The 26,440-nt window shown below is 67.8% G+C and carries 28 protein-coding genes; 10 read left to right on the forward strand and 18 right to left on the reverse strand.

Features of this window, described 5'->3' with window-relative positions:
- The first annotated feature begins 25 nt into the window (after window positions 1–25).
- Window positions 26–1,219 carry an SLC13 family permease gene (locus FHU31_RS24565; protein WP_234901670.1) on the forward strand — a complete coding sequence of 398 codons (1,194 nt, stop codon included), beginning with the start codon at window positions 26–28 and terminating at the stop codon, window positions 1,217–1,219.
- Here FHU31_RS24565 and rlmB read toward each other — a convergent pair.
- From rlmB to carD, 4 genes are read right to left on the reverse strand one after another with little or no spacing between them, the layout of a single operon-like run.
- Complete coding sequence (rlmB, locus tag FHU31_RS24570; protein WP_090354165.1) at window positions 1,216–2,160, reverse strand: 23S rRNA (guanosine(2251)-2'-O)-methyltransferase RlmB; 945 nt, start codon at window positions 2,158–2,160, stop codon at window positions 1,216–1,218. The two genes, FHU31_RS24565 and rlmB, sit on opposite strands and share 4 nt — an antisense overlap.
- The gene (gene cysS, locus FHU31_RS24575) at window positions 2,161–3,570 is read right to left on the reverse strand and encodes a cysteine--tRNA ligase (RefSeq protein WP_167163347.1); all 1,410 of its coding nucleotides are present in this window, start codon (window positions 3,568–3,570) and stop codon (window positions 2,161–2,163) included.
- 36 nt (window positions 3,571–3,606) lie between these two features.
- Window positions 3,607–4,083 (reverse strand): 2-C-methyl-D-erythritol 2,4-cyclodiphosphate synthase, encoded by a 477-nt coding sequence (gene ispF, locus FHU31_RS24580; protein ID WP_167163348.1) that lies wholly within the window; start codon window positions 4,081–4,083, stop codon window positions 3,607–3,609.
- A gap of 26 nt (window positions 4,084–4,109) precedes the next feature.
- On the reverse strand, window positions 4,110–4,598 hold the full coding sequence (carD, locus tag FHU31_RS24585) for an RNA polymerase-binding transcription factor CarD (RefSeq protein WP_024451602.1): 489 nt from the start codon (window positions 4,596–4,598) through the stop codon (window positions 4,110–4,112).
- Between the two features lie 356 nt (window positions 4,599–4,954).
- Here carD and FHU31_RS24590 point away from each other — a divergent pair, with 356 nt between their 5' ends.
- From FHU31_RS24590 to disA, 3 genes are read left to right on the forward strand one after another with little or no spacing between them, the layout of a single operon-like run.
- Entirely contained in the window at window positions 4,955–5,506 is a 552-nt protein-coding gene (locus tag FHU31_RS24590; RefSeq protein ID WP_167163633.1) for a copper chaperone PCu(A)C domain-containing protein, read from the forward strand.
- Window positions 5,507–5,548: 42 nt separating this feature from the next.
- Window positions 5,549–6,961: a DNA repair protein RadA gene (gene radA / locus FHU31_RS24595; protein ID WP_263987950.1), complete on the forward strand. Its 1,413-nt coding sequence runs from the start codon at window positions 5,549–5,551 to the stop codon at window positions 6,959–6,961.
- Entirely contained in the window at window positions 6,952–8,064 is a 1,113-nt protein-coding gene (gene disA / locus FHU31_RS24600; RefSeq protein WP_167163350.1) for a DNA integrity scanning diadenylate cyclase DisA, read from the forward strand. Before radA ends, disA begins: the two co-directional genes overlap by 10 nt.
- Here the strand turns inward: disA and FHU31_RS24605 are convergent, their stop codons facing one another.
- Both FHU31_RS24605 and FHU31_RS24610 read right to left on the reverse strand, forming a co-directional pair.
- Window positions 8,065–8,865 (reverse strand): hypothetical protein, encoded by an 801-nt coding sequence (locus tag FHU31_RS24605; RefSeq protein WP_167163351.1) that lies wholly within the window; start codon window positions 8,863–8,865, stop codon window positions 8,065–8,067. It abuts the gene before it with no gap.
- Between the two features lie 89 nt (window positions 8,866–8,954).
- Window positions 8,955–9,575 (reverse strand): carbonic anhydrase, encoded by a 621-nt coding sequence (locus FHU31_RS24610; RefSeq protein ID WP_167163352.1) that lies wholly within the window; start codon window positions 9,573–9,575, stop codon window positions 8,955–8,957.
- On the opposite strand from FHU31_RS24610, the gene FHU31_RS24615 reads away from it, so the two are divergent.
- Window positions 9,574–10,524, forward strand: a complete 951-nt coding sequence (locus FHU31_RS24615) for an iron-sulfur binding domain-containing protein (RefSeq protein ID WP_167163353.1) — start codon at window positions 9,574–9,576, stop codon at window positions 10,522–10,524. The genes FHU31_RS24610 and FHU31_RS24615 overlap by 2 nt on opposite strands.
- On the opposite strand, the gene FHU31_RS24620 is transcribed toward FHU31_RS24615, so the two are convergent.
- Window positions 10,494–11,450: a GlxA family transcriptional regulator gene (locus tag FHU31_RS24620; protein ID WP_167163354.1), complete on the reverse strand. Its 957-nt coding sequence runs from the start codon at window positions 11,448–11,450 to the stop codon at window positions 10,494–10,496. The genes FHU31_RS24615 and FHU31_RS24620 overlap by 31 nt on opposite strands.
- 72 nt (window positions 11,451–11,522) lie before the next feature.
- Between FHU31_RS24620 and FHU31_RS24625 the strand changes: the two genes are divergently transcribed.
- Entirely contained in the window at window positions 11,523–11,804 is a 282-nt protein-coding gene (locus tag FHU31_RS24625) for a hypothetical protein (RefSeq protein ID WP_167163355.1), read from the forward strand.
- Here the strand turns inward: FHU31_RS24625 and FHU31_RS24630 are convergent.
- On the reverse strand, window positions 11,778–12,560 hold the full coding sequence (locus tag FHU31_RS24630; protein ID WP_167163356.1) for an alpha/beta fold hydrolase: 783 nt from the start codon (window positions 12,558–12,560) through the stop codon (window positions 11,778–11,780). The genes FHU31_RS24625 and FHU31_RS24630 overlap by 27 nt on opposite strands.
- A gap of 56 nt (window positions 12,561–12,616) precedes the next feature.
- On the opposite strand from FHU31_RS24630, the gene mhuD reads away from it, so the two are divergent.
- Both mhuD and FHU31_RS24640 read left to right on the forward strand, forming a co-directional pair.
- The gene (gene mhuD, locus FHU31_RS24635) at window positions 12,617–12,934 is read left to right on the forward strand and encodes a mycobilin-forming heme oxygenase MhuD (RefSeq protein WP_090354146.1); all 318 of its coding nucleotides are present in this window, start codon (window positions 12,617–12,619) and stop codon (window positions 12,932–12,934) included.
- A complete protein-coding gene (locus FHU31_RS24640) occupies window positions 12,909–14,273 on the forward strand; it encodes a serine hydrolase (protein WP_409371214.1) in 1,365 nt (454 codons plus the stop codon). The genes mhuD and FHU31_RS24640 overlap by 26 nt, the downstream gene beginning before the upstream one ends.
- On the opposite strand, the gene FHU31_RS24645 is transcribed toward FHU31_RS24640, so the two are convergent.
- From FHU31_RS24645 to FHU31_RS24655, 3 genes are read right to left on the reverse strand one after another with little or no spacing between them, the layout of a single operon-like run.
- Window positions 14,270–14,821, reverse strand: coding sequence for a histidine phosphatase family protein (locus FHU31_RS24645; protein ID WP_167163358.1), 552 nt, complete (start codon window positions 14,819–14,821; stop codon window positions 14,270–14,272). The genes FHU31_RS24640 and FHU31_RS24645 overlap by 4 nt on opposite strands.
- Before the next feature lie 10 nt (window positions 14,822–14,831).
- Window positions 14,832–15,644, reverse strand: a complete 813-nt coding sequence (locus FHU31_RS24650; RefSeq protein ID WP_167163359.1) for a CbtA family protein — start codon at window positions 15,642–15,644, stop codon at window positions 14,832–14,834.
- A gap of 22 nt (window positions 15,645–15,666) precedes the next feature.
- Entirely contained in the window at window positions 15,667–15,882 is a 216-nt protein-coding gene (locus FHU31_RS24655; RefSeq protein WP_167163360.1) for a CbtB domain-containing protein, read from the reverse strand.
- Window positions 15,883–16,191: 309 nt separating this feature from the next.
- On the opposite strand from FHU31_RS24655, the gene FHU31_RS24660 reads away from it, so the two are divergent.
- A complete protein-coding gene (locus tag FHU31_RS24660) occupies window positions 16,192–17,172 on the forward strand; it encodes an alpha/beta hydrolase (RefSeq protein ID WP_167163361.1) in 981 nt (326 codons plus the stop codon).
- A 56-nt stretch (window positions 17,173–17,228) separates the two neighbouring features.
- Here the strand turns inward: FHU31_RS24660 and clpC1 are convergent, their stop codons facing one another.
- From clpC1 to lysS, 3 genes are all read right to left on the reverse strand, one after another.
- Window positions 17,229–19,751, reverse strand: coding sequence for an ATP-dependent protease ATP-binding subunit ClpC (gene clpC1, locus FHU31_RS24665; RefSeq protein WP_167163362.1), 2,523 nt, complete (start codon window positions 19,749–19,751; stop codon window positions 17,229–17,231).
- A 336-nt stretch (window positions 19,752–20,087) separates the two neighbouring features.
- Complete coding sequence (lsr2, locus tag FHU31_RS24670) at window positions 20,088–20,429, reverse strand: histone-like nucleoid-structuring protein Lsr2 (RefSeq protein WP_090354136.1); 342 nt, start codon at window positions 20,427–20,429, stop codon at window positions 20,088–20,090.
- 104 nt (window positions 20,430–20,533) lie between these two features.
- Window positions 20,534–22,039, reverse strand: coding sequence for a lysine--tRNA ligase (gene lysS, locus FHU31_RS24675; protein ID WP_167163363.1), 1,506 nt, complete (start codon window positions 22,037–22,039; stop codon window positions 20,534–20,536).
- A gap of 53 nt (window positions 22,040–22,092) precedes the next feature.
- On the opposite strand from lysS, the gene FHU31_RS24680 reads away from it, so the two are divergent.
- The gene (locus FHU31_RS24680; RefSeq protein ID WP_167163364.1) at window positions 22,093–23,301 is read left to right on the forward strand and encodes an alanine racemase; all 1,209 of its coding nucleotides are present in this window, start codon (window positions 22,093–22,095) and stop codon (window positions 23,299–23,301) included.
- Here the strand turns inward: FHU31_RS24680 and FHU31_RS24685 are convergent.
- From FHU31_RS24685 to FHU31_RS24700, 4 genes are read right to left on the reverse strand one after another with little or no spacing between them, the layout of a single operon-like run.
- Window positions 23,298–24,107 (reverse strand): type III pantothenate kinase, encoded by an 810-nt coding sequence (locus FHU31_RS24685; protein WP_167163365.1) that lies wholly within the window; start codon window positions 24,105–24,107, stop codon window positions 23,298–23,300. The two genes, FHU31_RS24680 and FHU31_RS24685, sit on opposite strands and share 4 nt — an antisense overlap.
- Window positions 24,107–24,514 (reverse strand): aspartate 1-decarboxylase, encoded by a 408-nt coding sequence (gene panD / locus FHU31_RS24690; protein WP_090354130.1) that lies wholly within the window; start codon window positions 24,512–24,514, stop codon window positions 24,107–24,109. Before panD ends, FHU31_RS24685 begins: the two co-directional genes overlap by 1 nt.
- Complete coding sequence (gene panC / locus FHU31_RS24695; protein ID WP_167163366.1) at window positions 24,514–25,449, reverse strand: pantoate--beta-alanine ligase; 936 nt, start codon at window positions 25,447–25,449, stop codon at window positions 24,514–24,516. Before panC ends, panD begins: the two co-directional genes overlap by 1 nt.
- Complete coding sequence (locus tag FHU31_RS24700) at window positions 25,446–26,405, reverse strand: Rossmann-like and DUF2520 domain-containing protein (protein WP_167163367.1); 960 nt, start codon at window positions 26,403–26,405, stop codon at window positions 25,446–25,448. The genes panC and FHU31_RS24700 overlap by 4 nt, the downstream gene beginning before the upstream one ends.
- Window positions 26,406–26,440 lie beyond the last annotated feature (35 nt).

Below are 26,440 nucleotides of genomic sequence, written 5' to 3' on the forward strand. Positions count from 1 at the left end.
TCTCGCGCTCGTCCTGGTCTTCACCATGGTGCGGCCGCACCGCTGGCCGGAGGTCGCCGTGGCCGCCCCCGCCGCCGGGCTGCTCCTGCTCACCGGTGTGGTGACCATGGACTCGGCTGCGGAGGAGATCGGCAGACTGCTCCCGGTGACCGGCTTTCTGGCCGCCGTGCTGGCACTCGGGCGGATATGCGATGACGAGGGGTTGTTCCGGGCCGCCGGGACCACGATGGCCCGACTGAGCCGTGGCGATCCGCACCGCCTGCTCGGTGGGGTGTTCGTGCTCGCCGCGGCGACGACGGCCGTGCTCAGCTTGGACGCGACGGTGGTGCTGCTGACCCCGGTCGTGCTGGCGACGGCCCGGACCCTGGCCGTGTCACCGAAACCGCATGCCTACGCCACCGCGCACCTGTCCAACAGCGCCTCGCTACTGCTACCGGTGTCCAACCTGACCAACCTGCTCGCCTTCGGCGCCGCGGGCATCTCGTTCGCCATGTTCGCGGCCGTGATGGTGCTGCCCTGGCTGGCGGTGATCGCGGTCGAATACCTGTTGTTGCGCCTGATCTTCAGGCGTGAGCTGGCCGCGCCCTCGCCGCACGAGGAACCGCCGCCGCCGGCCGACATCCCGGTGTTTGTCCTGGTCGTGCTCGGGCTCACCCTGGCCGGCTTCGCGGTCACCTCGGCCCTCGACATCGCGCCCGCCTGGGCGGCGCTCGCCGGTGCGGTGGTGCTGGGGGTGCGCAGCCTGGCACGCGGGCGCAGCAGCGTGACCGGCATCGCCAAAGCCGTCGACGTGCCGTTCCTGGTGTTCGTGCTGTGCCTGGGTGTCATCGTCGACGCCGTGATGCGACACGGTCTGGGCGATTTCATGAAGACCCATGTGCCGCTGGGCACTTCGCTGCCGGCGCTGTTGCTGATCGCCACGGCGGCGGCGGCGCTCTCCAATGTGGTGAACAATCTGCCGGCCGTGCTGGTGCTGCTCCCGGTGGTGGCAGCGGCCGGGCCGGCGGCCGTACTGGCCGTGCTGATCGGCGTCAACGTGGGACCCAACGCCACCTACCCAGGGTCACTGGCGAACCTGTTGTGGCGAAACATCATCCGCCGCGAGGGCATGACCGCGGGCGTCGCCGAGTTCACCCGGGTCGGGTTGCTCACCGTCCCGCTCAGCTTGGTGGTGGCGGTGGTGTGCCTGTGGGCCGGTGTCCGGGTGTTCGGCCTCTAGCGGCGGCGCTGCCGGGCGATCTCGGCCAGCACCACACCCGCGGCCACCGACGCGTTGAGAGACTCGGTCGGACCGGCCATCGGGATGGACACGATGGCATCGCAGTTCTCCCGGACCAGGCGCGACAGCCCCTTGCCCTCGGATCCCACCACCACGACCGTCGGCACCGACGCGTCCCAGTCGTCGAGTTCGGTGTCGCCGCCGGCATCGAGGCCGACGATCTGCAGACCGGCGTCGGCCCAACTCTTCAGCGTCCGATTGAGGTTCGTGGCCCTGGCCACCGGCAACCGGGCGGCGGCACCCGCACTGGTACGCCAGGCCACCGCACTCACCGAGGCCGAACGCCGTTGCGGGATCACCACTCCGTGCCCGCCGAAGGCCGCCACCGAGCGCACGATGGCACCCAGGTTGCGAGGATCGGAGATGTTGTCCAGAGCCACCAGCAGAGCGGGCGTGCTGTCGCTCTGCGCCGCCTTCAGCAGGTCGTCCGGGTGGGTGTAGCTGTACGGCGGCACCTGCAGCGCCAGGCCCTGATGCAGCCCATTGCTGGCGATCCGGTCCAGATCATGCTTCTGGACCTCCAGGATGGAGATACCGGAATCCGCGGCGCGCTTCACCGCTTCGGTGATCCGCTCATCGGCATCCACGCCGAGCATCACCCAGAGTGCCGTGGCCGGGACACCGGCCCGCAGACACTCCACCACGGGGTTACGACCGAGGACGACCTCGACCTCATCGGTCTTGCGCTGTTGCCTGCCCTGATTCTGCCGGGCCACCTTGGCGGCCTTCTTGCCCGCCGGGTGGTGCGGCCGCTGATGTGCGGGCGGCGTGGCGCCCTTGCCCTCCAGCCCGCGCCTGCGCACACCGCCGGAACCGACGGTCGGGCCCTTCTTGGTGCCTTCCTTGCGGACGGCGCCGCGGCGCTGTGAATTACCGGCCATCTATTTCGTGTCTCCCTCAAGCAGCGACCACTGCGGTCCGTCTGCGGTGTCGGTGACCTCGATTCCGGCCTCCTTGAGGCGATCCCGGATCGCGTCCGCGGCCGCCCAGTCCTTATTCTCCCTGGCCTCGGCCCGGCCCGCCAACGCCCAGTGCACCAGTACGTCCACCGCCGCCAGCGCGGCCGACGTCTCGTCGCGCGATTCCCAGCGCTCGTCGAGCGGATCGCACCCCAGGATGCCCATCATCGCCCGCACGGACTGCGCTGCCGCCAGGGCGGTTTCGTGGTCGCCGGCATCCAGCGCGCGATTGCCCTCGGCCCGGGTGGAATGCACCTCGGCCAGGGCGATCGGCACCGACAGGTCGTCGTCGAGGGCCGCACCGAATTTCTCGGTCCACGTGCCGGGCACCACGGCGCCGACCCTGTTGCGCACCCGGTGCAGGAACTCCTCCACGCCGGTGTAGGCCTTGGCGGCGTCGGTCAGTGCGTTCTCGGAGAACTCCAGCATCGACCGGTAGTGCGCACTGCCCAGGTAGTAGCGCAGTTCGGCGGCCCGAACTCGTTGCAGTACGGCCGGAATCGCGAGCACGTTGCCCAGCGATTTGCTCATCTTCTCGCCGCCCATGGTGACCCAGCCGTTGTGCAGCCAGTACTGCGCAAAACCGTCTCCGGCCGCCTTGGCCTGGGCGATCTCGTTCTCGTGGTGCGGGAACACCAGGTCCATCCCACCGGCGTGGATGTCGAACTGCGGTCCGAGGTAGGACTCGCACATCGCCACACACTCGGTGTGCCAGCCCGGCCGGCCCGGGCCCCACGGGGTGGGCCAGGACGGCTCCCCCGGCTTGGCGCCCTTCCACAGGGTGAAGTCCCGCTGGTCGCGCTTTCCCGTACCGGCGCCCTCACCCTGGTGGACGTCGTCGATCCGGTGCCCGGACAACGCGCCGTACTCGGCGTAGCTGAGCACGTCGAAGTACACATCGCCCTGCGCGGCATAGGCGTGGCCGCGGTCGATGAGCCGCTCGATCAACTCGACCATCTGGGTGATGTGCCCGGTGGCCCGCGGTTCGGCCGACGGCGGCAGCACCCCGAGGGCGTCATAGGCCTGGGTGAACGCCCGCTCGAAGGTCGCCGCCCATTCCCACCAGGGCCGGCCCGCGTCGGCGGCCTTGTTCAGGATCTTGTCGTCGATATCGGTGACGTTGCGGATGAACGCCACGTCGAAACCCTTCGCGGTCAGCCAGCGCCGCAGTACGTCGAAGGCGACCCCACTGCGGACGTGTCCGATGTGGGGTAGCCCCTGAACGGTGGCCCCGCAGAGGTAGATGGAGGCATGGCCGGGCCGCAGCGGTACAAAATCACGAACGCCACCCGAGAGGGTGTCGTATAGCCGCAGCCCAGTCACCTCGGCCAACCGTTCGCTTCACTCACGACGGGCCAGCCTACCGGCCTATTCGGCCGAAACGAGCAACGCCGTCGCAATCGCGGCCAGACCTTCACCGCGACCGGTCAGACCGAGGCCGTCGGTGGTGGTCGCCGATACCGAGACCGGCGCATCCAGCAGTTCGGACAGCAGTTCCTGCGCCTCGGCACGCCGCGGCCCGACTTTCGGCCGGTTACCGATCACCTGCACGACAGCGTTACCCACGCGGAAGCCTTCGGCCCGCACCAGGTTGTGCACATGGCGCAACATGTCGGCGCCGGTGACGCCCCGCCAATGTGGTTGATCGGTGCCGAACACGCTGCCCAGGTCGCCGAGACCGGCGGCACTGAGCAGCGCATCGCACAACGCATGTGCTGCGACGTCACCATCGGAGTGTCCGGCGCAGCCGTCCGTATCGTCGAACAGCAGGCACAGCAGCCAACACGGCCGCCCCGCCTGAATGGGATGAACGTCGGTACCCAGACCGACGCGCGGCAGTTCCACGTCTAGTAGTCGATCGACGGGAACAACTAGGAAGCTGCGGCCAGCACCTCGTCGAGAATGGTCTCAGCCTTCTCGTCATCGGTGTTCTCGGCGAGCGCGAGCTCACCCACGAGGATCTGACGCGCCTTGGCGAGCATTCGCTTCTCGCCGGCGGACAGACCGCGTTCCTGATCCCGGCGCCAGAGATCGCGAACGACCTCGGCCACCTTGTTCACATCCCCGGATGCGAGCTTCTCCAGGTTTGCCTTGTACCGGCGCGACCAGTTGGTCGGCTCCTCGGTATGCGGCGCGCGCAGTACCTGGAATACCTTGTCGAGGCCTTCCTGGCCCACAACGTCGCGCACACCCACATATTCGGCGTTCTCAGCTGGGACTCGAACGGTGAGATCGCCCTGGGCGACCTTCAAGACGAGGTACTCTTTCTGCTCGCCTTTGATGGTGCGGGTTTCGATCGCCTCGATCAATGCAGCACCGTGGTGTGGATAGACGACGGTGTCTCCGACCTTGAAAATCATCAGATTAGAGCCCCTTTCACTTCTCAATCTTAGCACGGGGCACCCACACGCGCGGATCAACTATGCAGGTCAGGGGCATAGGAAGTGAAGACTAGGGGTTGACACGGTGGCCAATACGTGCAACGGCACAACGGTTTTCGGAACTCGCGCCGACCCACGAGCGGTCCATCCGGAGCGCGGCGGGGACCGTCGATCGGCCCTGCCCAACCCTCCGCTACCGCGGCCGATGCCGACCTACTACTGTGCATAGTTGAATTCCGTCGGCCGATCAGGAGGCTCCAGTGGCTGCAGTGGTCTCTAAGAACCGCTTCGATAGGCGCGCAACGGCCCTCACCGGCCTGACCGCATGCGCGCTGATGGCCAGCGTCGCCCTGACCGGCTGCGGCTCCGGCCAGGTGTCCCAGACCGCGACCCAAGAACCGGCCGTCAACGGGGCGGCCGCGACGGCGGGCAACATCGCCCTGCGCAATGTGCACCTGCGCGCCCCGCAGACCTCCGATTACGTCCAGCCGGGCAGCGATGTCGAGCTGCTGCTGGTCGCCGCCAACAACTCGGCGGATGTCAACGACAAGCTCGTGTCGATCACCTCCGACATCGGCGAGGTGACCCTGACCGGTGACGGCACCGTCCCGGCCGCCGGCGTGCTGGTGGTCGGCGAACCGGACGGCCAGCTGAAGGCGCTCGACGCCGCCGAACGGGCCGACGCGGTCACCGCCGAGGTGGCCCTGACCAAGCCGATCACCAACGGGCTGACCTACCACTTCACCTTCGACTTCGAGAAGTCCGGCCAGACCACCGTCGCCGTGCCGATCTCGGCCGGTGAGACCCCGCGCCGCGACGGCGAGCCCAATGCGGGAGCCGAGAAGGCACCCGAAGGCTCCGCTGCCGACACGGGCGGACACCACTGACGATCTGACGGATCTGTCGCCCCCGGCAGTTACCGTTTGAGCGTGGCTTCGAAAGTACGTTCGCAATTCCGGTGTTCCGAGTGTCACCACGTCTCGCCCAAATGGGTCGGGCGGTGCTCGGACTGCGGCACCTGGGGCACGGTCAACGAAGTCGCGGCACTGACCTCACTCGACGGGAAGTCGGTCCGCCGCGCGGTGGCCCCGACCTCCCCTGCCGTCCCCATCACCTCGATCGACCCAGGGGTGACGCGGCACCTCCCGACCGGGGTCAGTGAACTGGACCGGGTCCTGGGCGGTGGCCTGGTGCCGGGCTCGGTCACGCTGCTGGCCGGGGATCCCGGCGTCGGCAAGTCCACGCTGCTACTGGAGGTGGCCCACCGGTGGGCCCGCGACGGCAAGCGGGCGCTCTATCTGTCCGGCGAGGAGTCGGCCGGCCAGATCCGGCTCCGGGCCGAGCGCACCGGGTGCACCCACGACGAGATGTACCTGGCGGCCGAATCCGATCTGCAGATCTCGCTCGGCCATATCGAGGCGGTCCGGCCCAGCCTGGTCGTGGTCGATTCGGTGCAGACGATGTCCACCACCGAGGCCGAGGGCGTGACCGGCGGCGTCACCCAGGTCCGCGCCGTCACCACCGCGCTCACGTCCTACGCCAAATCCGCCGGACCGGACGGCCTGTCCCTGCTGCTGGTCGGCCACGTCACCAAGGACGGAGCCATCGCCGGCCCGCGCTCACTGGAGCATCTGGTGGATGTGGTGCTGCATTTCGAGGGCGACCGGGCATCGGCACTGCGGATGGTGCGCGGTGTCAAGAATCGCTTCGGGGCCTCGGACGAGGTGGGCTGTTTCCTGTTGCGCGACAACGGTATCGAATGTGTCGCCGACCCGTCCGGGCTGTTCCGGGACCAGCGCCCGGCCCCGGTCTCCGGCACCGCGGTGACGGTCACGCTGGACGGTAAACGGCCGCTGCTCGGTGAGGTTCAGGCCCTCATCGGCAACGCGGCCCAGGGCACCGCGCGGCGCGCGGTCAGCGGTATCGACTCCGCCCGGGCCGCCATGATCACCGCGGTACTGGAGAAGCGGGCCGGTCTGCGGCTGGGCGGCAACGACATCTACCTGTCCACCGTGGGTGGGATGCGGCTGACCGACCCGTCCTCGGATCTTGCGGTGGCGCTGGCCATCGCCTCCGCGCAGACCGACCTGCCCGTCCCGGCCACCGTGGTGGCGATCGGCGAGGTGGGTCTGGCCGGGGATCTACGCCGGGTCAGCGGGATGGAACGGCGGCTGGCCGAGGCCGCCCGGCTGGGTTTCCGGCACGCGGTGGTGCCACCCGGGGTCACCGATGTGCCGGCCGGGCTGCGCATCAGTACCGCGGCCAACATCGGCGAGGCATTGCGGGTTCTGAAGTCCATCACGGACAATGGCGGCCAATCCAAGGAGGCGCGATGTCGGTGAAGTCCAGGGCGGGCCGCACTGTGGTGCATCTGACGCGGCCCACACTGCGCGAAACGCTCGGGCGGCTGGCGCCGGGCACCGACCTGCGTGACGGCCTGGAGCGCATCCTGCGCGGCCGCACCGGCGCGCTCATCGTGCTCGGCTACGACGACAGCGTGGACGCGATCTGCGACGGCGGGTTCGCCCTCGATGTCCGCTACGCACCGACCCGGCTGCGGGAGCTGTCGAAGATGGACGGTGCCGTCGTGCTGTCCAGTGACGGCACCCGGATTCTGCGGGCGAACGTCCAGTTGGTGCCGGACCCGTCCATCCCAACCGAGGAGTCCGGCACACGGCACCGCTCCGCGGAACGCACCGCGGTACAGACCGGCTACCCGGTGATCTCGGTCAGCCACTCGATGAGCATCGTGACCGTGTACGTCGCGGGCGAGCGCCACGTCGTCCCGGACACCCCGACCATCCTGTCGCGAGCCAACCAGACCATCGCCACCCTGGAGCGTTACAAGTCGCGCCTGGACGAGGTCAACCGCCAGCTCTCGACGGCCGAGATCGAGGACTTCGTCACGCTGCGCGATGTCATGACCGTGGTGCAGCGCCTGGAGATGGTCCGCCGGATCAGCCTGGAGATCGACGCCGACGTGGTCGAGCTGGGGACCGACGGGCGGCAGCTACAGCTGCAGCTGGAGGAGCTGGTGGGTGACAACGGCACCGCCCGAGAACTGATCGTGCGGGACTATCACGCCAACCCGGATCCGCCGAGTGCCGCTCAGGTCACCGCGACCATGGAAGAGCTGGACGCGCTCTCCGATAACGAGTTGCTCGACTTCACAGCTCTGGCAAGGGTTTTCGGCTATCCGTCGACGGTCGAGGCGCAGGATTCGGCGATGAGCTCACGCGGGTACCGCGCGATGGCAGGTATCCCGCGACTGCAGTTCGCCCATGTCGACCTGCTGGTCCGGTCGTTCGGGTCGCTGCAGGGTGTGCTCGCGGCCAGCGCCAGCGATCTGCAATCGGTGGACGGGATCGGCTCGATGTGGGCCCGGCATATCCGCGAGGGTCTGTCGCAGCTGGCCGAGTCGACGATCGCCGACCAGCTGGCCTGACTATCCGCCCGGTGCGGGTGCGGGCTCGGCCGGTGCCGGCTCGGCCGGGGGTGCCGCCGGTTCGGCGGGCGGTGCGCCCGGGTCGGCGGGCTTGGACTCGGCCAGGATGAACGGCACCGGGGCCGACCGCAGATTACCCAGCTGCACCAGCAGGTTGTACGTGCCGGGGCCGATCGGCGAGCGGGGCAACGGGCAGTTCGGGGCCGAACCCATGCCGGTCCAGGTCACCTCGGTGGTGACCTGTTCGCCCGGGTTGAAGGTCTTCACCAGGGTCTCGTTGGACGGGGCGCAGTCCAGGTTCGACCACAGCCGGTTGTTGTCCAGCGAGTAGACGTAGGCCGACAGCACGGCCGCGCCGACGTCACGCTTGCACGCCACCAGCCCGATATTCGTCACGACCATGGTGAACTTCGGTTGATCGCCCATCACATAGTCGGGGGCACTGGTGATGCCCTTGACCGCCAGGGTCGAATCGGGGCAGTCGTCACCCTCTTTGAGCACCGGCGGCGGCGTGACCGCCGCGGTCGGCGTCGGCGTGGGTACCGGTGCCTGCTGGGCGGGCACCACCGGTGTCTTCACGCCCGGGGTCTCACCGGGAAGCGGAGTGGGCGCCGCGTTGGCACTTGTCGCCGCGGTCTTGTCCGCGGTCGGTGTTCCCGAGCTGGTGCTGTTTGCCACCACGATCGCCACGATGCCGACGACGACCATGAGTACGACGACCGCGATACCGATCGCCGCAATCCGGCGCCGTCGGTAGATCTGGGACGGCGTAGGGCCACCATGCGGTTCGACGTCAAGCACGATCTCAACGGTAAGCCGCGCTCACGCGCTGCCGTCCGAGGCGGCCCGGCGTGTCGGCCTCAGGCTTTTATCCGATCCGCGCTTACGCGTCAAGCCTCGCCGATATCACCGAGATGATCTCGCAACACAACCTTGCCGTCGGACAGCTGGTAGGTGAGGCCGACGATGGCCAGCGTGCCGGCATTCACCCGTTCGGCGATGGCGGTCGACCGCGCCATCAACTGCACGCCGGTCTCGGTGACGTGCCGGGTCTCGAACTCGTCGACCCTGGTCAGACCGTCGCGGCGGCCCAGCAGGATGGACGGGGTGACGCGCTCGACGATGTCACGGATGTAGCCGCCGGGCACCGCACCCTCGTCCAGCGCCGACAGGGTGGCCTTCACCGCGCCGCAACTGTCGTGTCCGAGCACGACGATCAGCGGCACGTTGAGTACCACCACCGCGTATTCGATGGACCCGAGCACGGCCGAATCGATGACGTGTCCCGCGGTACGGACCACGAACATGTCGCCGAGACCCTGATCGAAGATGAGTTCCGCGGCCACCCGGCTGTCACCGCAGCCGAACACCACCGCGGTGGGCTTCTGAGAAGCGGTCAGGCTCGCCCGGTAGGCGATGCCCTGGCTGGGATGCACCGGTTCGCCGGCGACGAAGCGCTCGTTACCCTCCTTGAGTGCCTTCCACGCGGATATCGGGTTCGAGTTCGGCATGACGCCCATTCTGCCCGAGACGCCGGCAACGATCGACCCGACCATCGACTCGCTCGAGCTGATCACCTGGTTCGGTCACGCCCAGCGCGACCTGCCGTGGCGCCGACCGGGGGTGTCGGCGTGGCAGATCATGGTCAGCGAGTTCATGCTGCAGCAGACGCCGGTGTCGCGGGTCGAGCCGATCTGGCTGGACTGGATCGCCCGCTGGCCGACGCCGTCGGCCACCGCGGCCGCCGGACCCGCCGAGGTGCTGCGCGCCTGGGGCAAGCTGGGTTACCCGCGGCGGGCCATGCGTCTGCACGAGTGCGCGATGACCATCGCGGCCGAGCATGGCGACGTGGTGCCCGACGATGTGGAGACACTGCTGACGCTGCCCGGGGTCGGGGCCTACACCGCACGGGCGGTGGCATGTTTCGCCTACGGCAAGCGGGTGCCGGTGGTGGACACCAACGTGCGGCGGGTGCTCTCGCGCGCCGTGCACGCTCGCGACGAGGCACCGGCCCGCGCCCGTGACCTCGACGACGTTGCGGCCCTGTTGCCCGAAGAAGATGCTGCGGCCCAACGTTTTTCGGCCGCACTGATGGAGCTGGGCGCAATCGTGTGCACGGCCCGGAGCCCGAGATGCGGGCTGTGCCCACTGAGCTCCTGCGGTTGGCGCGCTGCGGGCTATCCCACCAGGGAGGCCGGCGAAACACCGGCGCGCCGGGTGCAGAAGTATGCGGGCACCGATCGTCAGGTGCGCGGCCGGTTGCTCGACGTGTTGCGCGGCAGCACCGTGCCGGTCACCCGGGCCGCCCTGGACGTGGCCTGGACCTCCGATACCGCCCAGCGGGACCGCGCCCTGGACTCACTCCTGGTCGACGGGTTGGTGGAGCAGACCGCCGACGGCCTGTTCGCACTGGCGGGCGAGGGCGAAATTCACGACGCGCGGGCGAAACTGCGCCGGTAGTCCGATGGGGTCACCCCGATGACGCGGCGGAAGTGGTGGCGCAGCAGGGTCGCGGTACCGAAGCCCGACCGGTCGGCGACGCGGTCGATGTCCAGGTCGGTCTCCTCCAGCAGCCGCCGCGCGAAGAGCACGCGTTGGTCGGTGACCCACTGCATCGGGGTGGTGCCGGTCTCCTCGACGAAGCGTCGGGCGAAGGTGCGCGCCGACATGCTGGCGCGGGCGGCCAGGGTGCCGACGGTGTGCGGTTCCTTGAGGTTGGCCAGGATCCAATCCAGTTGCGGGGCAAATCCTTCCGAACATCGCATCGGGATGGGCTGGTCGATGTACTGGCGCTGGCCGCCGTCGCGCTGGGGCGGCACCACCATGCGGCGGGCAATCTTGTTGGTGACCTCGCTGCCCAGCTCGCGCCGAACCAGATGCAGGCAGGCGTCGATACCGGCGGCGGTACCGGCACTGGTGATCAGGTTGCCGTCGTCGACAAAGAGCACATTGCGGTCCACCCGCGCGGTCGGATACATGCGCGCGAGTTCGTCGGCGTGCATCCAGTGCGTGGTGCACGGCCGTCCGTCCAGCAGGCCCGCCGCACCGACCACGAAGGCGCCCGAGCACACGGTGAGGATGATCGAGCCGGCGGCCGCGGCCGCGCGTAGTGCTTCCAGGGCTTCTTCGGGATATTCGCCGTACCGGGTGCTGACGGCGGGGACGGCGACCAGGTCGGCGCCGATGAGCGCCGAGAAATCGTGATCGGGGGTGATCTGAGCACCCACCGACGTGCGCAACGGCGCACCGGCGACCGGACCGCAGATCTTGAAGTCGAAGTTGGGCACGCCATCGGCGGACCGGTCGATTCCGAAGACCTCGCAGATGACCCCGAACTCGAAAACCGCTAGACCGTTCAGCACCATCGCCGATACGCTTTTCATCATGGCAGCATCTTATCCAACTGGGGCAGTGCTGCCACTGTTCGGCTGGATATCGACTGTCGAAGAATTACTGCCATGACCGTTGCCCTCGCCATCCTGATCTTGTTGGCCCCCTTCGCCCTCGCGATAACCCTGGGCTGGCTGGCCAATCGCTCACATGTCCTGCGTCTGCACCTTGACCAGTTCCGGGTCCCCGTCTCGGCGTGGGACCGGGTGTTCGACATCGACCCCGATGCGTCCCGGAGTTCCGGCGATTCTGACGCGGCCCGCATCCAGCACGACCTGGATGCGATCCGCACCCGCTTCGAGGAGTCCCCCGCCTGGCCGTCCTCAGGTGTCCTGGGCGAACGTCGATAGGAACGACTCCACCGCGGCGCGATATTCCTCGGGCGCATCGTCGTGGATGAGGTGGCCGGCCCCCGGTACGTGCAGATATGTGGTGCGGTGCCCGAGCTCTGCCATCCGTTTCATCTGGCCCGGTGGGGCGACGGTGCCCCCGGCCTCCAGCAGCAGAACCGGTACCCGGACCGCCCGCCACTGCTCCCAGTAGTCACGGGTGCCCCACTGCGCCGCGATCTCGAGCCATCTGGCGGGCCGGCCGTGCAGGCGCCAGCCGGACGGCGTCCGGTCGAAGGCATCGAGAAAGTACTGCCCGGCCACCGGACCGAACTCGTCATGAACCTGCTGCGCCGAGGTGAACTCGAGCGGCAGCGCATGCAGCCACGGCTCCCAGGCCCCCGTGGTCTGGCCTTTGAAGTCCGGCGCCATATCCTCCACCACCACGGCCTTCACCAGTTCCGGCCGCGCGGCGGCCAGACACCAGGAGTGCAACCCACCCATGGAGTGCCCGATCAGGATCGCCGGCCGGCCCAGCTCGGCCACCGCGTCGGCCAGATCCGCCACGAAACGCTCGGTACTGACCGGATGCGGATCCTCGACCTCGTGACCCCGGTGCCAGGGGGCGTCATAGGTGTACACCGCCCCGAACCGGGTCAACCACGGCAGCTGACGCGACCAGGTGCTGCCGCGTCCCATCAACCCGTGTACCAGGACCAATGGGGCGCCGGCCGAATCGGCCGGACCTCCCCTGGCGGTCAGAAGTGCGGCGCGCATGTCGCCATCCTGCCGCGCGGGTGTCCGGGTAGGCGGCCCCAGGTAACCTCAGTCGCATGCCCGTCGTGAAGATCAATGCCATCGAGGTCCCGCCCGACGCCGGCCCGGAGCTGGAGAAGCGGTTCGCGCACCGCGCGCACGCCGTGGACAACCAGCCGGGCTTCCTCGGCTTCCAGCTGCTGCGCCCCGTCAAGGGCGAGAACCGCTACTTCGTGGTGACGCAGTGGGAGTCCGACGAGGCGTTCCAGGCGTGGGCCAACGGCCCCGCCGTGGAAGCACATGCCGGTCAGCAGAAGAACCCGGTGGCCACCGGTGCATCACTTCTGGAGTTCGAGGTTGTGTTGGACGTTGCGGGGACCGGCACCGCGTCCTGACGGTGCTCGAGCAGCCCGCCGCTTCGCGGCGCTGATCGGCACCCTCGCCCTCGCCACCGTATCGCTGGGCGGCTGCACACCGGCCAGCACACCACCCGCCAACGCGGGTGACGCCGTCATCAGGACGAACACGCCGCCGGGCGTGCGCGCCAAACAGCTGATGGACATGCTGAATTCGGACTGGCCGATCGGTCCGGTCGGGGTGAAAACCCTTGCGGTGCCTTCTCAGGTCGACGATATCGGCACCACGATGGACATGATGTGGTGGGACCGGCCCTACACGCTGGCCGGTGTCGATATCGGAGCCGGTGCCGCCACCCTGCACGTGGTGACGTCCTACGGCGCGCGCCAGGACATCGAGCTGCGCACCGATGACAGCAGCACCCTGGTCGACCGCATGACGGTGACGAATCAGCCTCTGGCCCTGCATAGTTGGGCCGACGTCGACGCGGTGCTCGCCAAGACCGGTGCGCGCTACGCCTACCAGCTGTCCAAGGTCGACAACGGCAAGTGTGTGAAGGTGGCGGGCACCAACACCACCCAATCCCTGCCGCTGGCATCGATTTTCAAGCTCTACGTGCTCTACGCGGTGGCCGATGCCGTCAAGGCCGGCACGCTGGCGTGGGATGACCGGCTGACCATCACCGCCGAAGCCAAGAAGCTCGGATCGTCGGGTTTCGACAAATTGCCCCCAGGTGCGCAGATATCGGTACGCGATGCCGCCGGAAAAATGATCGCCACCAGCGACAACATGGCGACCGACCTGCTGATCGGGCGACTGGGCCCGGGAGCGGTCGAACGTGCGCTGGTCGCGGCCGGGCACCACGATCCGGCGAGTATGACGCCGTTCCCCACCATGCACGAGATCTTCTCGATCGGTTGGGGCGAGCCCGATCTGCGCGCGCAGTGGCAACACGCCGACGCCGCGGGCCGCGGAGCCCTGCTGCAGCAGACCAGTACCCGGCCCTATGAACCCGATCCGCTGCGGACCCACTCCCCCGCGTCGGCGTACGGAGCCGAGTGGTACGGCAGCGCCGAGGATATCTGCCGGGTGCACGCCGCCCTGCAGACCGGGGCGGTCGGGGTGGCCGCGCCCGTGCGCGACATCATGTCGTTCATCCCCGGTATCGATCTGGATCGCACCGAGTGGCCCTATATCGGCGCCAAGGCGGGCAACCTGCCCGGCGAACTCACCTTCAGCTGGTACGCGGTCGACCGCGCCGGCCAGGCCTGGGTGTTGAGCCTGCAGACGAACTGGCCGCGGTTCTACAGTGTGCGCACCGCGGGCTGGCTGATGACCGTCATCAAGCAGATGTGGGCCCTGGCGCATCACGGTTAGGGGCGCGAGCGCACCGTCCAGGTGTGCCCGCGGAAATGCATCACGGTACGGCTCACCGGCGCGATATCCAGGCGCCAGAACGACTTCGGCGGCGCGTCCAGGGCGTTGAGGATCGCCGCCCGGATGACGGCGGGGTGCGTCACGGCGACCACCCGGGCACGGGTGCCGGTCAACGTGTCCAACCACGTCCGCACCCGGGCGATCAGGTCGACGATCGTCTCGCCACCGTGCGGTGCCTGCCCCGGATCGGTGAGCCACACCGCCAGCTCTGCCGGATCGACGCCACTGAGGACATCGCCCCGCCACCTGCCGCAATCCAGATCGGCCAGCGCCGATTCGGTGCGGGCGCGCAGCCCCAGCAGTTCGGCGGTCCGCACCGCCCGTTGCTCCGGGCCGCACAGGGCGATGTCCACCGGTCCGAGGTCGACCGTGGCATCGGCCTGGCGGTGCCCGAGGGCATTGAGCGGTTCGTCGGTGGGGAATCGCCCGGCCGCCATGGCATCGGTCATGGCATGTGACACCAGGGTCAGCCGGACGACTTCACTCACCGGGTTTCGCTCACGCGGAAAGACTGGCCTCCGACAGACCGGACCCCGAGCGCTTGCCTTCGAGCAGTCGCGACGCCAAAGCCCCGAACACCAGCCCGATGGTCGCCCACATGACCACCTGCGTGCCCAGCGAATACAGCCGGAACTCGTAGAGATCGTCGGCGGCGAAACCGGGGAAGATGATCGTGCCCGCGGCGTCGGTGACCGGTCCCGGCATCTCGTCGATCGTGGGCAGGATCAGGAACACGACCGCCATCGACACGATGTAGTCGGCAGCCCCGATCAGAGTGGCGTTCCAGACCCCGAACCGCGGCGCGAGCCGCCGGCCCAGCAATACCGATCCGACGAACAGACCCGCGGAGAGCACCACGACGAGCAGGTAGAGCATGGTCCGCTGTTTGATCGTCTCGTCCAGGCTGGTCGCCGGGGGACTGGGCGGGTACTTCAGCGCAGGGACCACCCAGAGCGACAGCAGCATGCCGCCGGCAACCAACACCGACAGCGCCCGTGCGGACAGAGTGGTCACCCGGCCGTACGTCGCGCAGAAGACGACGGCCAGCAGCGCACCCATGGCCAGACCGAAGGCCAGTACGCCGAAGCCCATACCGATATTGGACTGCACGCCGCGGGTGAACAGTTCGACACCGTGCTCGTGGGCGCCGTGCGCATGGCCCTCCAGGGACTCACGAGCGGCGCCGACACCGTCCTCGAAGTCGATGGCCCGGCCGATCACCGGTTCGATGAAGATCTTTGCAAAGACGAACGCGGCCAAGCCGCCGAGGGCGCCGGCCAGCAGACCGCGCCCGATGAGGTGTTTTTCCATTGGTGTATCCCGTATGCCCTGATCAGTGGCAGGGGAAGCCGAGGAGGTGCCGCGCGTCGTGCACGAACTCGTGCACGTAGGTGTTGTTACCGAACACCGAGGTGGCACCTTGGTCCATACCGACGAAGTAGAGCACCAGCAGCGCCAGGAAAGCGGTCGCCGACAACCACACCACGGCGCGCGCGGCGGAGAGATCGATGGCGGGCACCCGGGTCTGATGCGCCTCAGGAGAAGTCATGTCCACATTCCTTTCGGGATCTTGCGTCCCAGTGACAAAGGCAACAACGGAGTCGGGTCTGACTTTCACAGTGGCGCGACCGTTCTGGATTTACACCAGATTCCTCGTCCGTCGATTACAACATGCATGGTAAGCGCCGCAACCCGCTTCGGTGTACCCAGTACGGGAAATCCGTCGGCGCGGCGGGCGGGTCCGTTTGCTGTTCTCGCCGAATGTCGCACGGCACCTGATGTTTGACCACGCAAGGACCTGTCCGGCGCGCCCCCGCCAAGTGTTGCCTGTGAATGAGAGCCCCCACATAATCAGCCCGTGACTCATCTCATACGTCGTATCCGTACGTGTGCCATCGCACTGCTCGTCGCGCTGCCGTTCCTCACCGCACCCACCGCGACCGCCGACGGTCCGCACATCACGGGTATCGAGCATGTCAACGACCGCTGGGACAAGGTCTCGGTGTACTCCCCGGCCATGAACAAGATCGTCGTCAACGACGTGTTCAAGGCGCGGTCCTCGGGGGCACCGACCTTCTACCTGCTGCCAGGCATCGACGGTGGCGACAACCTGGACCCCGGCGGCAACTTCGCACCGGGCGCCAAGTCCTGGTTCGGCATGACCGACATCCAGGGTTTCTTCGCGAACAAGAACGTCAACGTGGTGTCCCCGCTGGGCGGTCAGTTCAGTTGGTGGACCAACTGGGTCAACGACGCCGACAAGCAGTACCAGACGTACATGACCCAGGAGCTGCCGCCGCTGATCAACAAGCAGTACAACACCAACGGTCGCAACGCCGTCGGCGGGTTGTCCAGCACCGGCGGTACGGCCGTCGACTACGCCGTGCAGGCTCCCGGCCTGTTCCGCGCCGTCGCCTCCTACAGCGGCATGCTCAACCCGTCGGCCGATCCCGGGCAGGTGGGCATGACACTGATGGGCGGCGGCCTGAGCGCCGACAACATGTGGGGCCCCGGCGGCGGACCGCTGTGGATCCAGCACGACCCGACCCGCAATGTCGGCGCGCTGAAGGGCACCGCCGTCTACGTCGCCGCATCAGGCTCAGGCAACGTCGGTTCCGTCGACCGGTTACCGGAGGGCTTCGGACCGAACTTCACCGGCGGGCTGATCGAGCGCATCGTGGCCGACAGCACCAAGGCCTTCGCCGACGCCGCGGGCGCCGCCGGAGTGCCGATCACCTACATCGTCCGTCCAGACGGATCCCACACCTGGGGCCTGTTCGAATCGGAGATGCAGGAGTCCTGGAACACCACCGTCGGCCCGGCGCTCGGAGTCCGGTAAACAGCCCAAAAGAAGTGGCCCCCCGCGCACGCGGGGGGCCACTTCTTTTGGGCTGTTTATTCGCTGCTTGCCGCCGTGGCAGCCAGATCGGCCTCGGCAGACTCCTTGGGCTTGCCCGAGAACGTGAACTTCGCGTTCTCGCCCTGGCCCTCGCCGTCCCAGCCCTCGACATCGACGGTGACGAGCTGACCCGGTCCGACCTCGTCGAAGAGGATCTTCTCGCTCAGTGCGTCCTCGATCTCGCGCTGGATGGTGCGGCGCAGCGGCCGGGCACCCAGCACCGGGTCGAACCCACGCTTGGCCAGCAGCGACTTGGCCTGCTCGGTCAGCTCCATCGTCATGTCCTTGGCCGCCAACTGCTTGGAGACCCGGCCGATCATCAGGTCGACCATTTCGATGATCTCGGCCTGCGTCAGCTGGTGGAACACGATGATGTCGTCGATCCGGTTCAGGAACTCCGGCCGGAAGTGCTTCTTGAGCTCATCGTTGACCTTGAGCTTCATCCGCTCGTAGTTGTTCTCCCCGCCACCGGAGGTGAAGCCCAGACCCACCGCCTTGGAGATATCGGAGGTGCCCAGGTTCGAGGTGAAGATCAGCACGGTGTTCTTGAAGTCGACCGTGCGACCCTGACCGTCGGTCAGACGACCGTCTTCGAGGACCTGCAGCAGGGTGTTGTAGATCTCCTGGTGCGCCTTCTCGATCTCGTCGAACAGCACCACCGAGAACGGCTTACGCCGCACCTTCTCGGTGAGCTGGCCGCCCTCTTCGTAGCCGACGTAGCCGGGAGGGGCACCGAACAGCCGCGACGCGGTGAAGCGGTCGTGGAACTCGCCCATGTCGATCTGGATGAGCGCGTCGTCATCGCCGAACAGGAATTCCGCCAGCGCCTTGGACAGCTCGGTCTTACCGACACCGGACGGGCCGGCGAAGATGAACGAGCCCGACGGGCGCTTGGGATCCTTCAGCCCGGCGCGGGTGCGGCGGATCGCCTTGGAGACCGCGCGGACCGCGTCCTCCTGGCCGATGATCCGCTTGTGCAGCTCATCTTCCATGCGCAGCAGGCGAGTGGTCTCGGCCTCGGTCAGCTTGAAGACCGGGATACCGGTCCAGTTGCCCAGGACCTCGGCGATCTGCTCATCGTCGACCTCGGCAACCACGTCGAGATCGCCTGAGCGCCACTGCTTCTCACGCTCGGCGCGCTGCGCGACGAGCTGCTTCTCCGAGTCGCGCAGCCGGGCCGCCTTCTCGAAGTCCTGCGCGTCGATCGCGGATTCCTTCTCCCGGCGGGCGTCGGCGATCTTCTCGTCGAACTCGCGCAGGTCCGGCGGAGCGGTCATCCGGCGGATACGCATCCGGGCGCCCGCCTCGTCGATCAGGTCGATCGCCTTGTCCGGCAGGAACCGGTCGTTGATGTACCGGTCGGCCAGGGTGGCCGCGGCGACCAGGGCACCGTCGGTGATCGAGACGCGGTGGTGCGCCTCGTACCGATCCCGCAGACCCTTGAGGATCTCGATGGTGTGCTCCACCGTCGGCTCACCCACCTGCACCGGCTGGAACCGGCGCTCCAGGGCGGCATCCTTCTCGATGTACTTGCGGTACTCGTCGAGCGTGGTCGCACCGATGGTCTGCAGTTCGCCGCGGGCCAGCTTCGGCTTGAGGATGCTGGCCGCGTCGATGGCGCCCTCGGCGGCACCGGCACCGACGAGCGTGTGCAACTCGTCGATGAACAGGATGATGTCGCCGCGGGTGTTGATCTCCTTGAGCACCTTCTTCAGGCGCTCCTCGAAATCACCGCGGTAGCGGCTGCCGGCCACCAGCGAACCGAGGTCCAAGGTGTAGAGCTGCTTGTCCTTCAGCGTCTCGGGAACCTCGCCGTGCACGATGGCCTGCGCCAGACCCTCCACGACGGCGGTCTTACCGACGCCCGGCTCACCGATCAGCACCGGGTTGTTCTTGGTGCGGCGGCTCAGCACCTGCATGACCCGCTCGATTTCCTTCTCGCGGCCGATGACGGGGTCGAGCTTGCCCTCCATCGCGGCCGCGGTCAGGTTGCGGCCGAACTGGTCGAGCACCAGCGAGGTCGAGGGGTTGCCCGACTCGCCACCACGGCCACCGGTACCGGCCTCGGCGGCCTCCTTGCCCTGGTAGCCGCTCAGCAGCTGGATGACCTGCTGACGCACGCGGGTCAGCTCGGCGCCCAGCTTCACCAGCACCTGGGCGGCCACACCCTCACCCTCACGGATCAGGCCGAGCAGAATGTGCTCGGTGCCGATGTAGTTGTGGCCCAGCTGCAGCGCCTCGCGCAGGCTGAGCTCGAGCACCTTCTTGGCGCGCGGGGTGAAGGGGATGTGCCCGGACGGGGCCTGCTGGCCCTGGCCGATGATCTCCTCCACCTGGCTGCGCACACCCTCAAGGGAGATGCCGAGGGACTCCAGCGACTTGGCTGCGACGCCCTCGCCCTCGTGGATGAGGCCCAGCAGGATGTGCTCGGTGCCGATGTAGTTGTGGTTGAGCATCCGGGCTTCTTCTTGCGCAAGGACGACGACCCTGCGGGCACGGTCGGTGAATCTCTCGAACATCGGTGCTTACCTGCTCTTCCTGCTAAGGCCTTCTCACGAGGGGCGCGGCTTGAGCTGCCAGCCACACGTTGCCTGACGTCCACTCTAATGGGCCGCTGCGACGGGTGCGTTGCCTTGGTTGCGCTTCCAGAGAACCTCGGCGAACACCTGCCCCACCCGCAGCGACTGCAACACGCCTGCTGTACGGCTGCGTGCCCTTACGTAACGCGCAAGGGGTACCCGACGTTTCCCGGCCGACACGTGTCGCGCTTCGCCTGTAGCGAAACGAGACGGCGGGGACCGCACGGCCAGACGGCTCCGCCCGAACGGGCGGGACGGCCGTCTGGCAATGATCGCCTAGGTTGCTGCGTGGAACGCGTCGATGACTTCGGCGGGGATCCGGCCGCGGGTCGAGACATTGTGTCCGTTGCGGCGCGCCCACTCCCGGATGGCGGCGCTCTGTTCCCGGTCGATCGCGGCGCGACCTCGACCGGACCCGGCGGAACGACCACGGCGCCGGCCACCGACCCGGCGACCCGCCTCCACCCACTGCTTGAGATCGTTGCGAAGCTTCGCGGCGTTCTTCGAAGAAAGGTCGATCTCGTAGCTCACCCCGTCGATGGCGAATTCGACGGTCTCATCTGCTGCTGCTTCACCGTCGAAATCGTCAACTAACGTGACAGTTACTTTCTTCGCCATTAGCTCACACTGACCCTTCTGTGGCTGTTGTTGTTCGTCCCCGTCCCCAAAGCAATATTTGCATAGGATCCGAATCCGAACAACAACTCACCGACCGCGTCGGATCAGTTGGCCTGTCTGCGCACAATCGGGAACAAAACCGTCTCCCGAATCGACAGACCCGTCAATGCCATCAACAGCCGGTCGATGCCCATTCCGGTGCCCGTCGTGGGTGGCATCGCATACTCCAATGCGGCGAGGAAATCCTCGTCCAGGCGCATTGCCTCGTCATCGCCCGCCGCCGCGGCACGCGCCTGGTCTTCGAACCGCTCCCGCTGAATCACCGGGTCGATCAATTCCGAGTAACCGGTGGCCAATTCGAATTTGCGGATGTAGAGATCCCATTTCTCGGTCACCCCGGGAATGCTGCGGTGAGCGCGGGTCAGCGGGGTGGTCTCCACGGGGAAATCCCGCACGAACGTCGGCGCCCAGAGGTGGTCGCCGACGGTGTGCTCCCACAGTTCCTCGACCAGTTTTCCGTGCCCGTAGCCGCGATCGGCGGGAATCTCCACACCCAACCGATCGGCGATGGACCACAAGTGCGCGACACCGGTTTCCGGCGTGATCTCCTCACCCAGTGCCTCGGACAGCGAGGGATACATTTCCAGCGTCTGCCATTCACCGTCGAGGTCGTACGTGCTGCCGTCCGGCAATGGGACCGCCCTTGTGCCGATCGCCTCATCGGCCACCTCCTGAACAATTTCGCGGGTGGTCCGCGCGGAATCGTCATAGGTCCCGTACGCCTGATAAGTCTCCAGCATCGCGAATTCCGGCGAATGTGTGGAATCGGCACCTTCGTTGCGGAAGTTGCGATTCAACTCGAACACCTTCTCGAAACCGCCCACCAGACACCTTTTGAGGAACAACTCCGGGGCGATGCGCAGGTACAGATCGGCGTCGAGCGCATTCGAGTGGGTGACGAAAGGCCGGGCCGCCGCTCCGCCAGCCAGCGTCTGCAGCATCGGTGTCTCGACTTCGAGAAAACCCCGGCGCTCCAGGGCGGACCGGACCGCCCGCACCACGGCGACACGCTGCCGTGCGATGGTGCGTGCCTCCGGACGGACGATCAGGTCGACATAACGCTGCCGGACCCGGGTTTCCTCGCTCATCTCCTTGTGCGCCACGGGTAGCGGCCGCAATGCCTTCGACACGATTTGCCAGGAATCGGCGAGCACAGACAGTTCGCCGCGCCGCGAGCTGATCACCTGGCCATGGACGAACACGATGTCACCGAGGTCGACATCGGCCTTCCAGGCGTCCAGCGAATCCTGTCCCACCTCGGCGAGGCTGATCATGGCCTGCAACTGCGTGCCGTCACCGTCCTGCAGCGTGGCGAAGCACAGCTTCCCCGAGTTACGGGCGAAGACCACGCGCGCGGCGACGCCGACCTGATCACCGGTCTGGGTGTCGACCTCCAGGTCCGGATAGGCCGCCCGGAGTTCTGCCAACGAGTGGGTGCGAGCCACCTCGACCGGGTACGGATCGCGGCCCTCCGCGATCAGGCGCGCGCGCTTGGCCTGACGAATCCGGTACTGCTCCGGAATATCGTCGGACTCGATCGGAGCTGCCACGGGCGGACCTGGAACATCAGAAGAACTCACGACGTGCCAGCTTAAATGAACAGGTGAACCCACCAACGCACGCAGCCGTCGCAGCACTGTACGAGCAGCGGCTGGATTGGCGTTTCAAGGGCATTCCGGTGGCCTGGCAGGACGCCACCGCGGCCCAGGTGCTGGCGGCCGCGCCGCAGTTGTTCGACGCGGGACCGACCGGGCCCGTGTGCGTACTGCGCGAGCCGGCCCTGCGGCACAACCTCGCCACCATGGCCGCGTGGTGCGCCGACCGCGGGGTAACCGTCGCCCCGCACGGTAAGACCCACATGTCACCCCAGCTGTACGCCAGGCAGGCCGCCGCGGGTGCCTGCGCGGTCACGGTGGCCACCATCGGTCAGGCGCGCGTGTACCGGGCGTTCGGAGTACCCGCGATCGTGCTGGCCAACGAGCTCGTCGATGCGCCCGGACTGAGCTGGCTGGCCGCCGAACTGGACGCAGACCCCGATTTCAGCGCGGTGTGCTGGGTGGATTCGGTACGGGGCGTGCAACTGATGACCTCCGCGCTGACCGGTGCCGACCGCCGCGTGGACGTCTGCGTCGAGGTCGGGATGGCGGGCGGCCGGACCGGCTGTCGCACCCCCGCCGAGGTGGACGAGGTGGCCCGCGCCGCGGCGGCGTCCCCACGGCTGCGCCTGGTCGGGGTGGCGGGCTACGAAGCAGCTCGCACGGGCGTGCGCAGCGACGGGGCCACCGCACAGGTCCGGTGTTACCTGGCCGAGATGCGCGCCGCGGTGACCCGGCTGTCCGCGCTGTTCGAGACGGACGAGGTGATCCTCACCGCCGGCGGCAGCACCTACCCCGATGTGGTCGTCGATGAGTTGGCGGGCGCGGCAACCCGGGTGATCCTGCGCAGCGGCTGCTATCTGACCCACGACGACGGGCTGTACGCGGCGGCATCCCCCCTGCCCCTGCACCCGGCCCTGCAGGTGTGGGCGCCGGTGGTATCCCGTCCCGAACCGGACCTCGCGCTGGTCACGATGGGCCGGCGCGATATCTCGTTCGACGCCGGACTGCCGGTGCCCCTGCACCTGCCGGGAGCGCGCGTCACCGCACTCAACGACCAGCACGCCTACCTGGCATCCGCGGGTCACCGGGTCGAGGTGGGCGACTGGCTCGGGTTCGGCGTCTCACACCCGTGCACGACATTCGACAAATGGCGGCTGATCCCGGTGCTCGACGACGCGGACCGCGTCGTCGACCTGGTCCGGACGTTCTTCTAGCTCGGGCGGCGAACCCGCTGGTTGTCGCGGTTGCGTTCGTACACCAGGCGCAGGCCGTCGAGGGTCAGGTTGGGTTCGTAGTGCTCGACGGTGCGCAGATCGGGAAGCACCAGGGGCGCCGTGTGGCCGGTCGCGACGACCGCGACGTCGCCGCCCGCGAAACCGTCGACGTCGGAGCGCACCCGGCTCACCAGACCGTCGACCAGTCCCGCGAATCCGAACACTGCCCCGGCCTGCATGCATTCCACGGTGTTCTTGCCGATCACCGACCGCGGCCGGGTCAGCTCGACGCGGCGCAGCGCGGCCGAACGGGCCGCCGCGGCATCGGAGGACACCTGGATACCGGGCGCGATGGCGCCACCGAGGAATTCCCCCTTGGCCGACACCACGTCGACACAGATCGAGGATCCGAAGTCGACCACGATCGCCGCGGTGCCGTACTTGTGGAATGTCGCCAGGCAGTTCACGATCCGGTCCGCGCCGACCTCCTTCGGGTTGTCGACCAGCAGCGGGATCCCGGTGCGCACACCGGGCTCGATCAGCACATGCGGCACCGCCGGCCAGTACTGGTCGAGCATCAGCCGGATCTCGTGCAGCACCGAGGGCACCGTCGACAGGGCCGTGGCGCCGGTCAGCTGTTCGGTGGCGTCGCCGATCAGCCCGTCGATGGTCAGCGCCAATTCGTCGGCGGTGATCTCGGATTCGGTTCTGATGCGCCAGGTCTGGGTGACCTTGGCGTGGTCTCGGGAACCCGACACCAGACCGACCACCGTATGGGTGTTGCGGACGTCGATCGCGAGCAGCATCAGCGCGGTGACATCAGGCCGGAAGCGTCGGCCGGCACGTGGGCGGGATCGGAACCCAGGTCGATCTGCCGGTTGTCGGCGTCCACGAAGACGATCCTGGGCTGGTACGCCCGGGCGTGCGCGTCCTCCATCGTGCCGTAGGCGATCAGGATCACCAGATCTCCGGGATGCACCAGATGCGCTGCCGCACCGTTGATCCCGATCACGCCACTGCCCCGCTCACCGGTGATCGCGTAGGTGACCAGTCGGTTGCCGTTGTCGATGTCGACGATGGTCACCTGCTCGCCCTCGAGCAGGTCGGCCGCGTCCATCAGGTCCGCATCGATGGTGACCGAGCCGACGTAGTGCAGGTCGGCGTGCGTGACGGTGGCACGGTGGATCTTGGATTTGAGCATCGTGCGTAACATCAGTTCCTCCAGGGCAATTCGTGCTCGTCGTACTCGACGTCCGGACCGGGACCGGACGGTACACCGATATCGATGGCGATGTTGTCCAGCAATCTGGTGCCGCCGAGCCGGCCCGCCACCAGCATCCGGGCCCGGCCCTGCTCCGGCGGGGGCCCCAGCCAGGTGTCGCGCACCTCCAGGTAGTCGACCTCTATCGCCGGTACCTCGTCGAGCACCGCACGAGCGGCATCCAGCGCGGACTCCACACCTTCACCCGCGCCGTACATTCCGGCAAGCAGGGCCGCCGACAGCGCGCACGCCTGTTCCCGGTCCGTCTCACTGAGGTAGCGGTTACGCGACGACATGGCCAGACCGTCGGACTCCCGGACGATCGGCACGCCGACGATGCGGGTGTCGAGGTTGAGGTCGTCGGCCATCTGTCGGATCAGCACCAGCTGCTGGTAGTCCTTCTCGCCGAAGTAGGCACGGTCCGGCCGGACGATCTGTAGCAGCTTCAGAACGACGGTCAGCATCCCGGCGAAGTGCGTTGGGCGCGAGGCACCTTCGAGATCAGAACCGAGCGGACCGGGATGTACCGAGGTGCGCGGGCCGGCGGGATACATCTGGGCCGCGCTCGGGGCGAACACCACCTCCACACCTTCGCCGCGCAGGGCCTCGAGATCGGCGTCCAGTGTGCGCGGGTAGGCGTCGAGATCCTCCCCCGCCCCGAACTGCAACGGATTGACGAAGATCGACACCACGACCACCGCGCCCGGCACCTTCTTGGCGGCGCGGACCAGGCTCAGGTGCCCTTCGTGCAGTGCACCCATCGTCGGCACCAGCGTCACCCGCCGACCGGCGGTCCGCAGCGCCCGCGTCAGGTCGGCGACGTCAGCGGGGCGGGTGTAGACGTTGAGTTGACCGGCGACGAACTTCGGCGACGTGGTCGCATTCACTGATCGGTCACCTTCCGTGCGAGCACGTCGAACACTTCCTTCGGTGCGTGCGCCCGCTGGGCGGTGCGCAGTGAATTGGCCCGATAGGCTTGTGCCAGTTCGGGATCGGTCTCGGTGAGGGCATGCAGGTGGCCGGCCACCGCAGCCGCGTCGCCGCGGGCCACCGGGCCGGTGAGGGCGGACTGCCCACGCGCCAGCGCGTTCTCCAGCGACGCCCGGGCCAGCGGACCCACGATGCGTTCGGCCAGCCCGCCCGGTGCGTCGCCGACCAGTTCCTGGCCGAGCAACTCCTGGCCGCGCAACGCGGTGCGCAAGGCCGCAAGCGAGTCCAGCACCACGGTGACGAGATGGTTGCTGGCATGTGCGAGGGCGGCGTGATAGAGCGTGCGGGCGTCTTCACGCACCCGGAAGGGCTCACCGCCGATCTCCAGTACCAGTGCCTGCGCGACGGCGTAGCCGATCTCGTCGGCGGCGGTGATACCGAAGCAGGTATCGGGCAACCGCGCGATGTCCTCATCGGATCCGGTGAAGGTCATCGCCGGATGGATGGCCAGCGGGATACAGCCCTGCTCGGTCAGCGGTGCGAGCACGCCGACACCGTTGGCACCAGAGGTATGCGCGACGATGGTGCCGGGGCGCACCACCCCGGTGGCAGCCAGGCCCGAGACCAGCGACGCCAGTTCGGAATCCGGGACCGCCAGCAGCAGCAATTCGGCGCGGGCAGCGACGTCATGGACGGGCATCACCGCCGTTTCCGGCAGTCGGCGGGCGGCCCGATCCCGTGACTTGCGCGATATCGCGCTGCAGGCCACCACGACGTGGCCGGCCCGCTCGAGTGCCACCCCGAGCGCGGACCCCACCCGACCTGCGGACACCACGCCGACCGTCAGCCGGGCCGGGCGAAACCCATCCGGGCCCTCCCACGCAGGCTCCGACGCCGAAGCGGACTGCACCATCGCAGTGACCTCGCAAACTTCTCAGAAATATCGTT

The organism is Mycolicibacterium fluoranthenivorans, assembly GCF_011758805.1.
GTDB lineage: Bacteria > Actinomycetota > Actinomycetes > Mycobacteriales > Mycobacteriaceae > Mycobacterium > Mycobacterium fluoranthenivorans.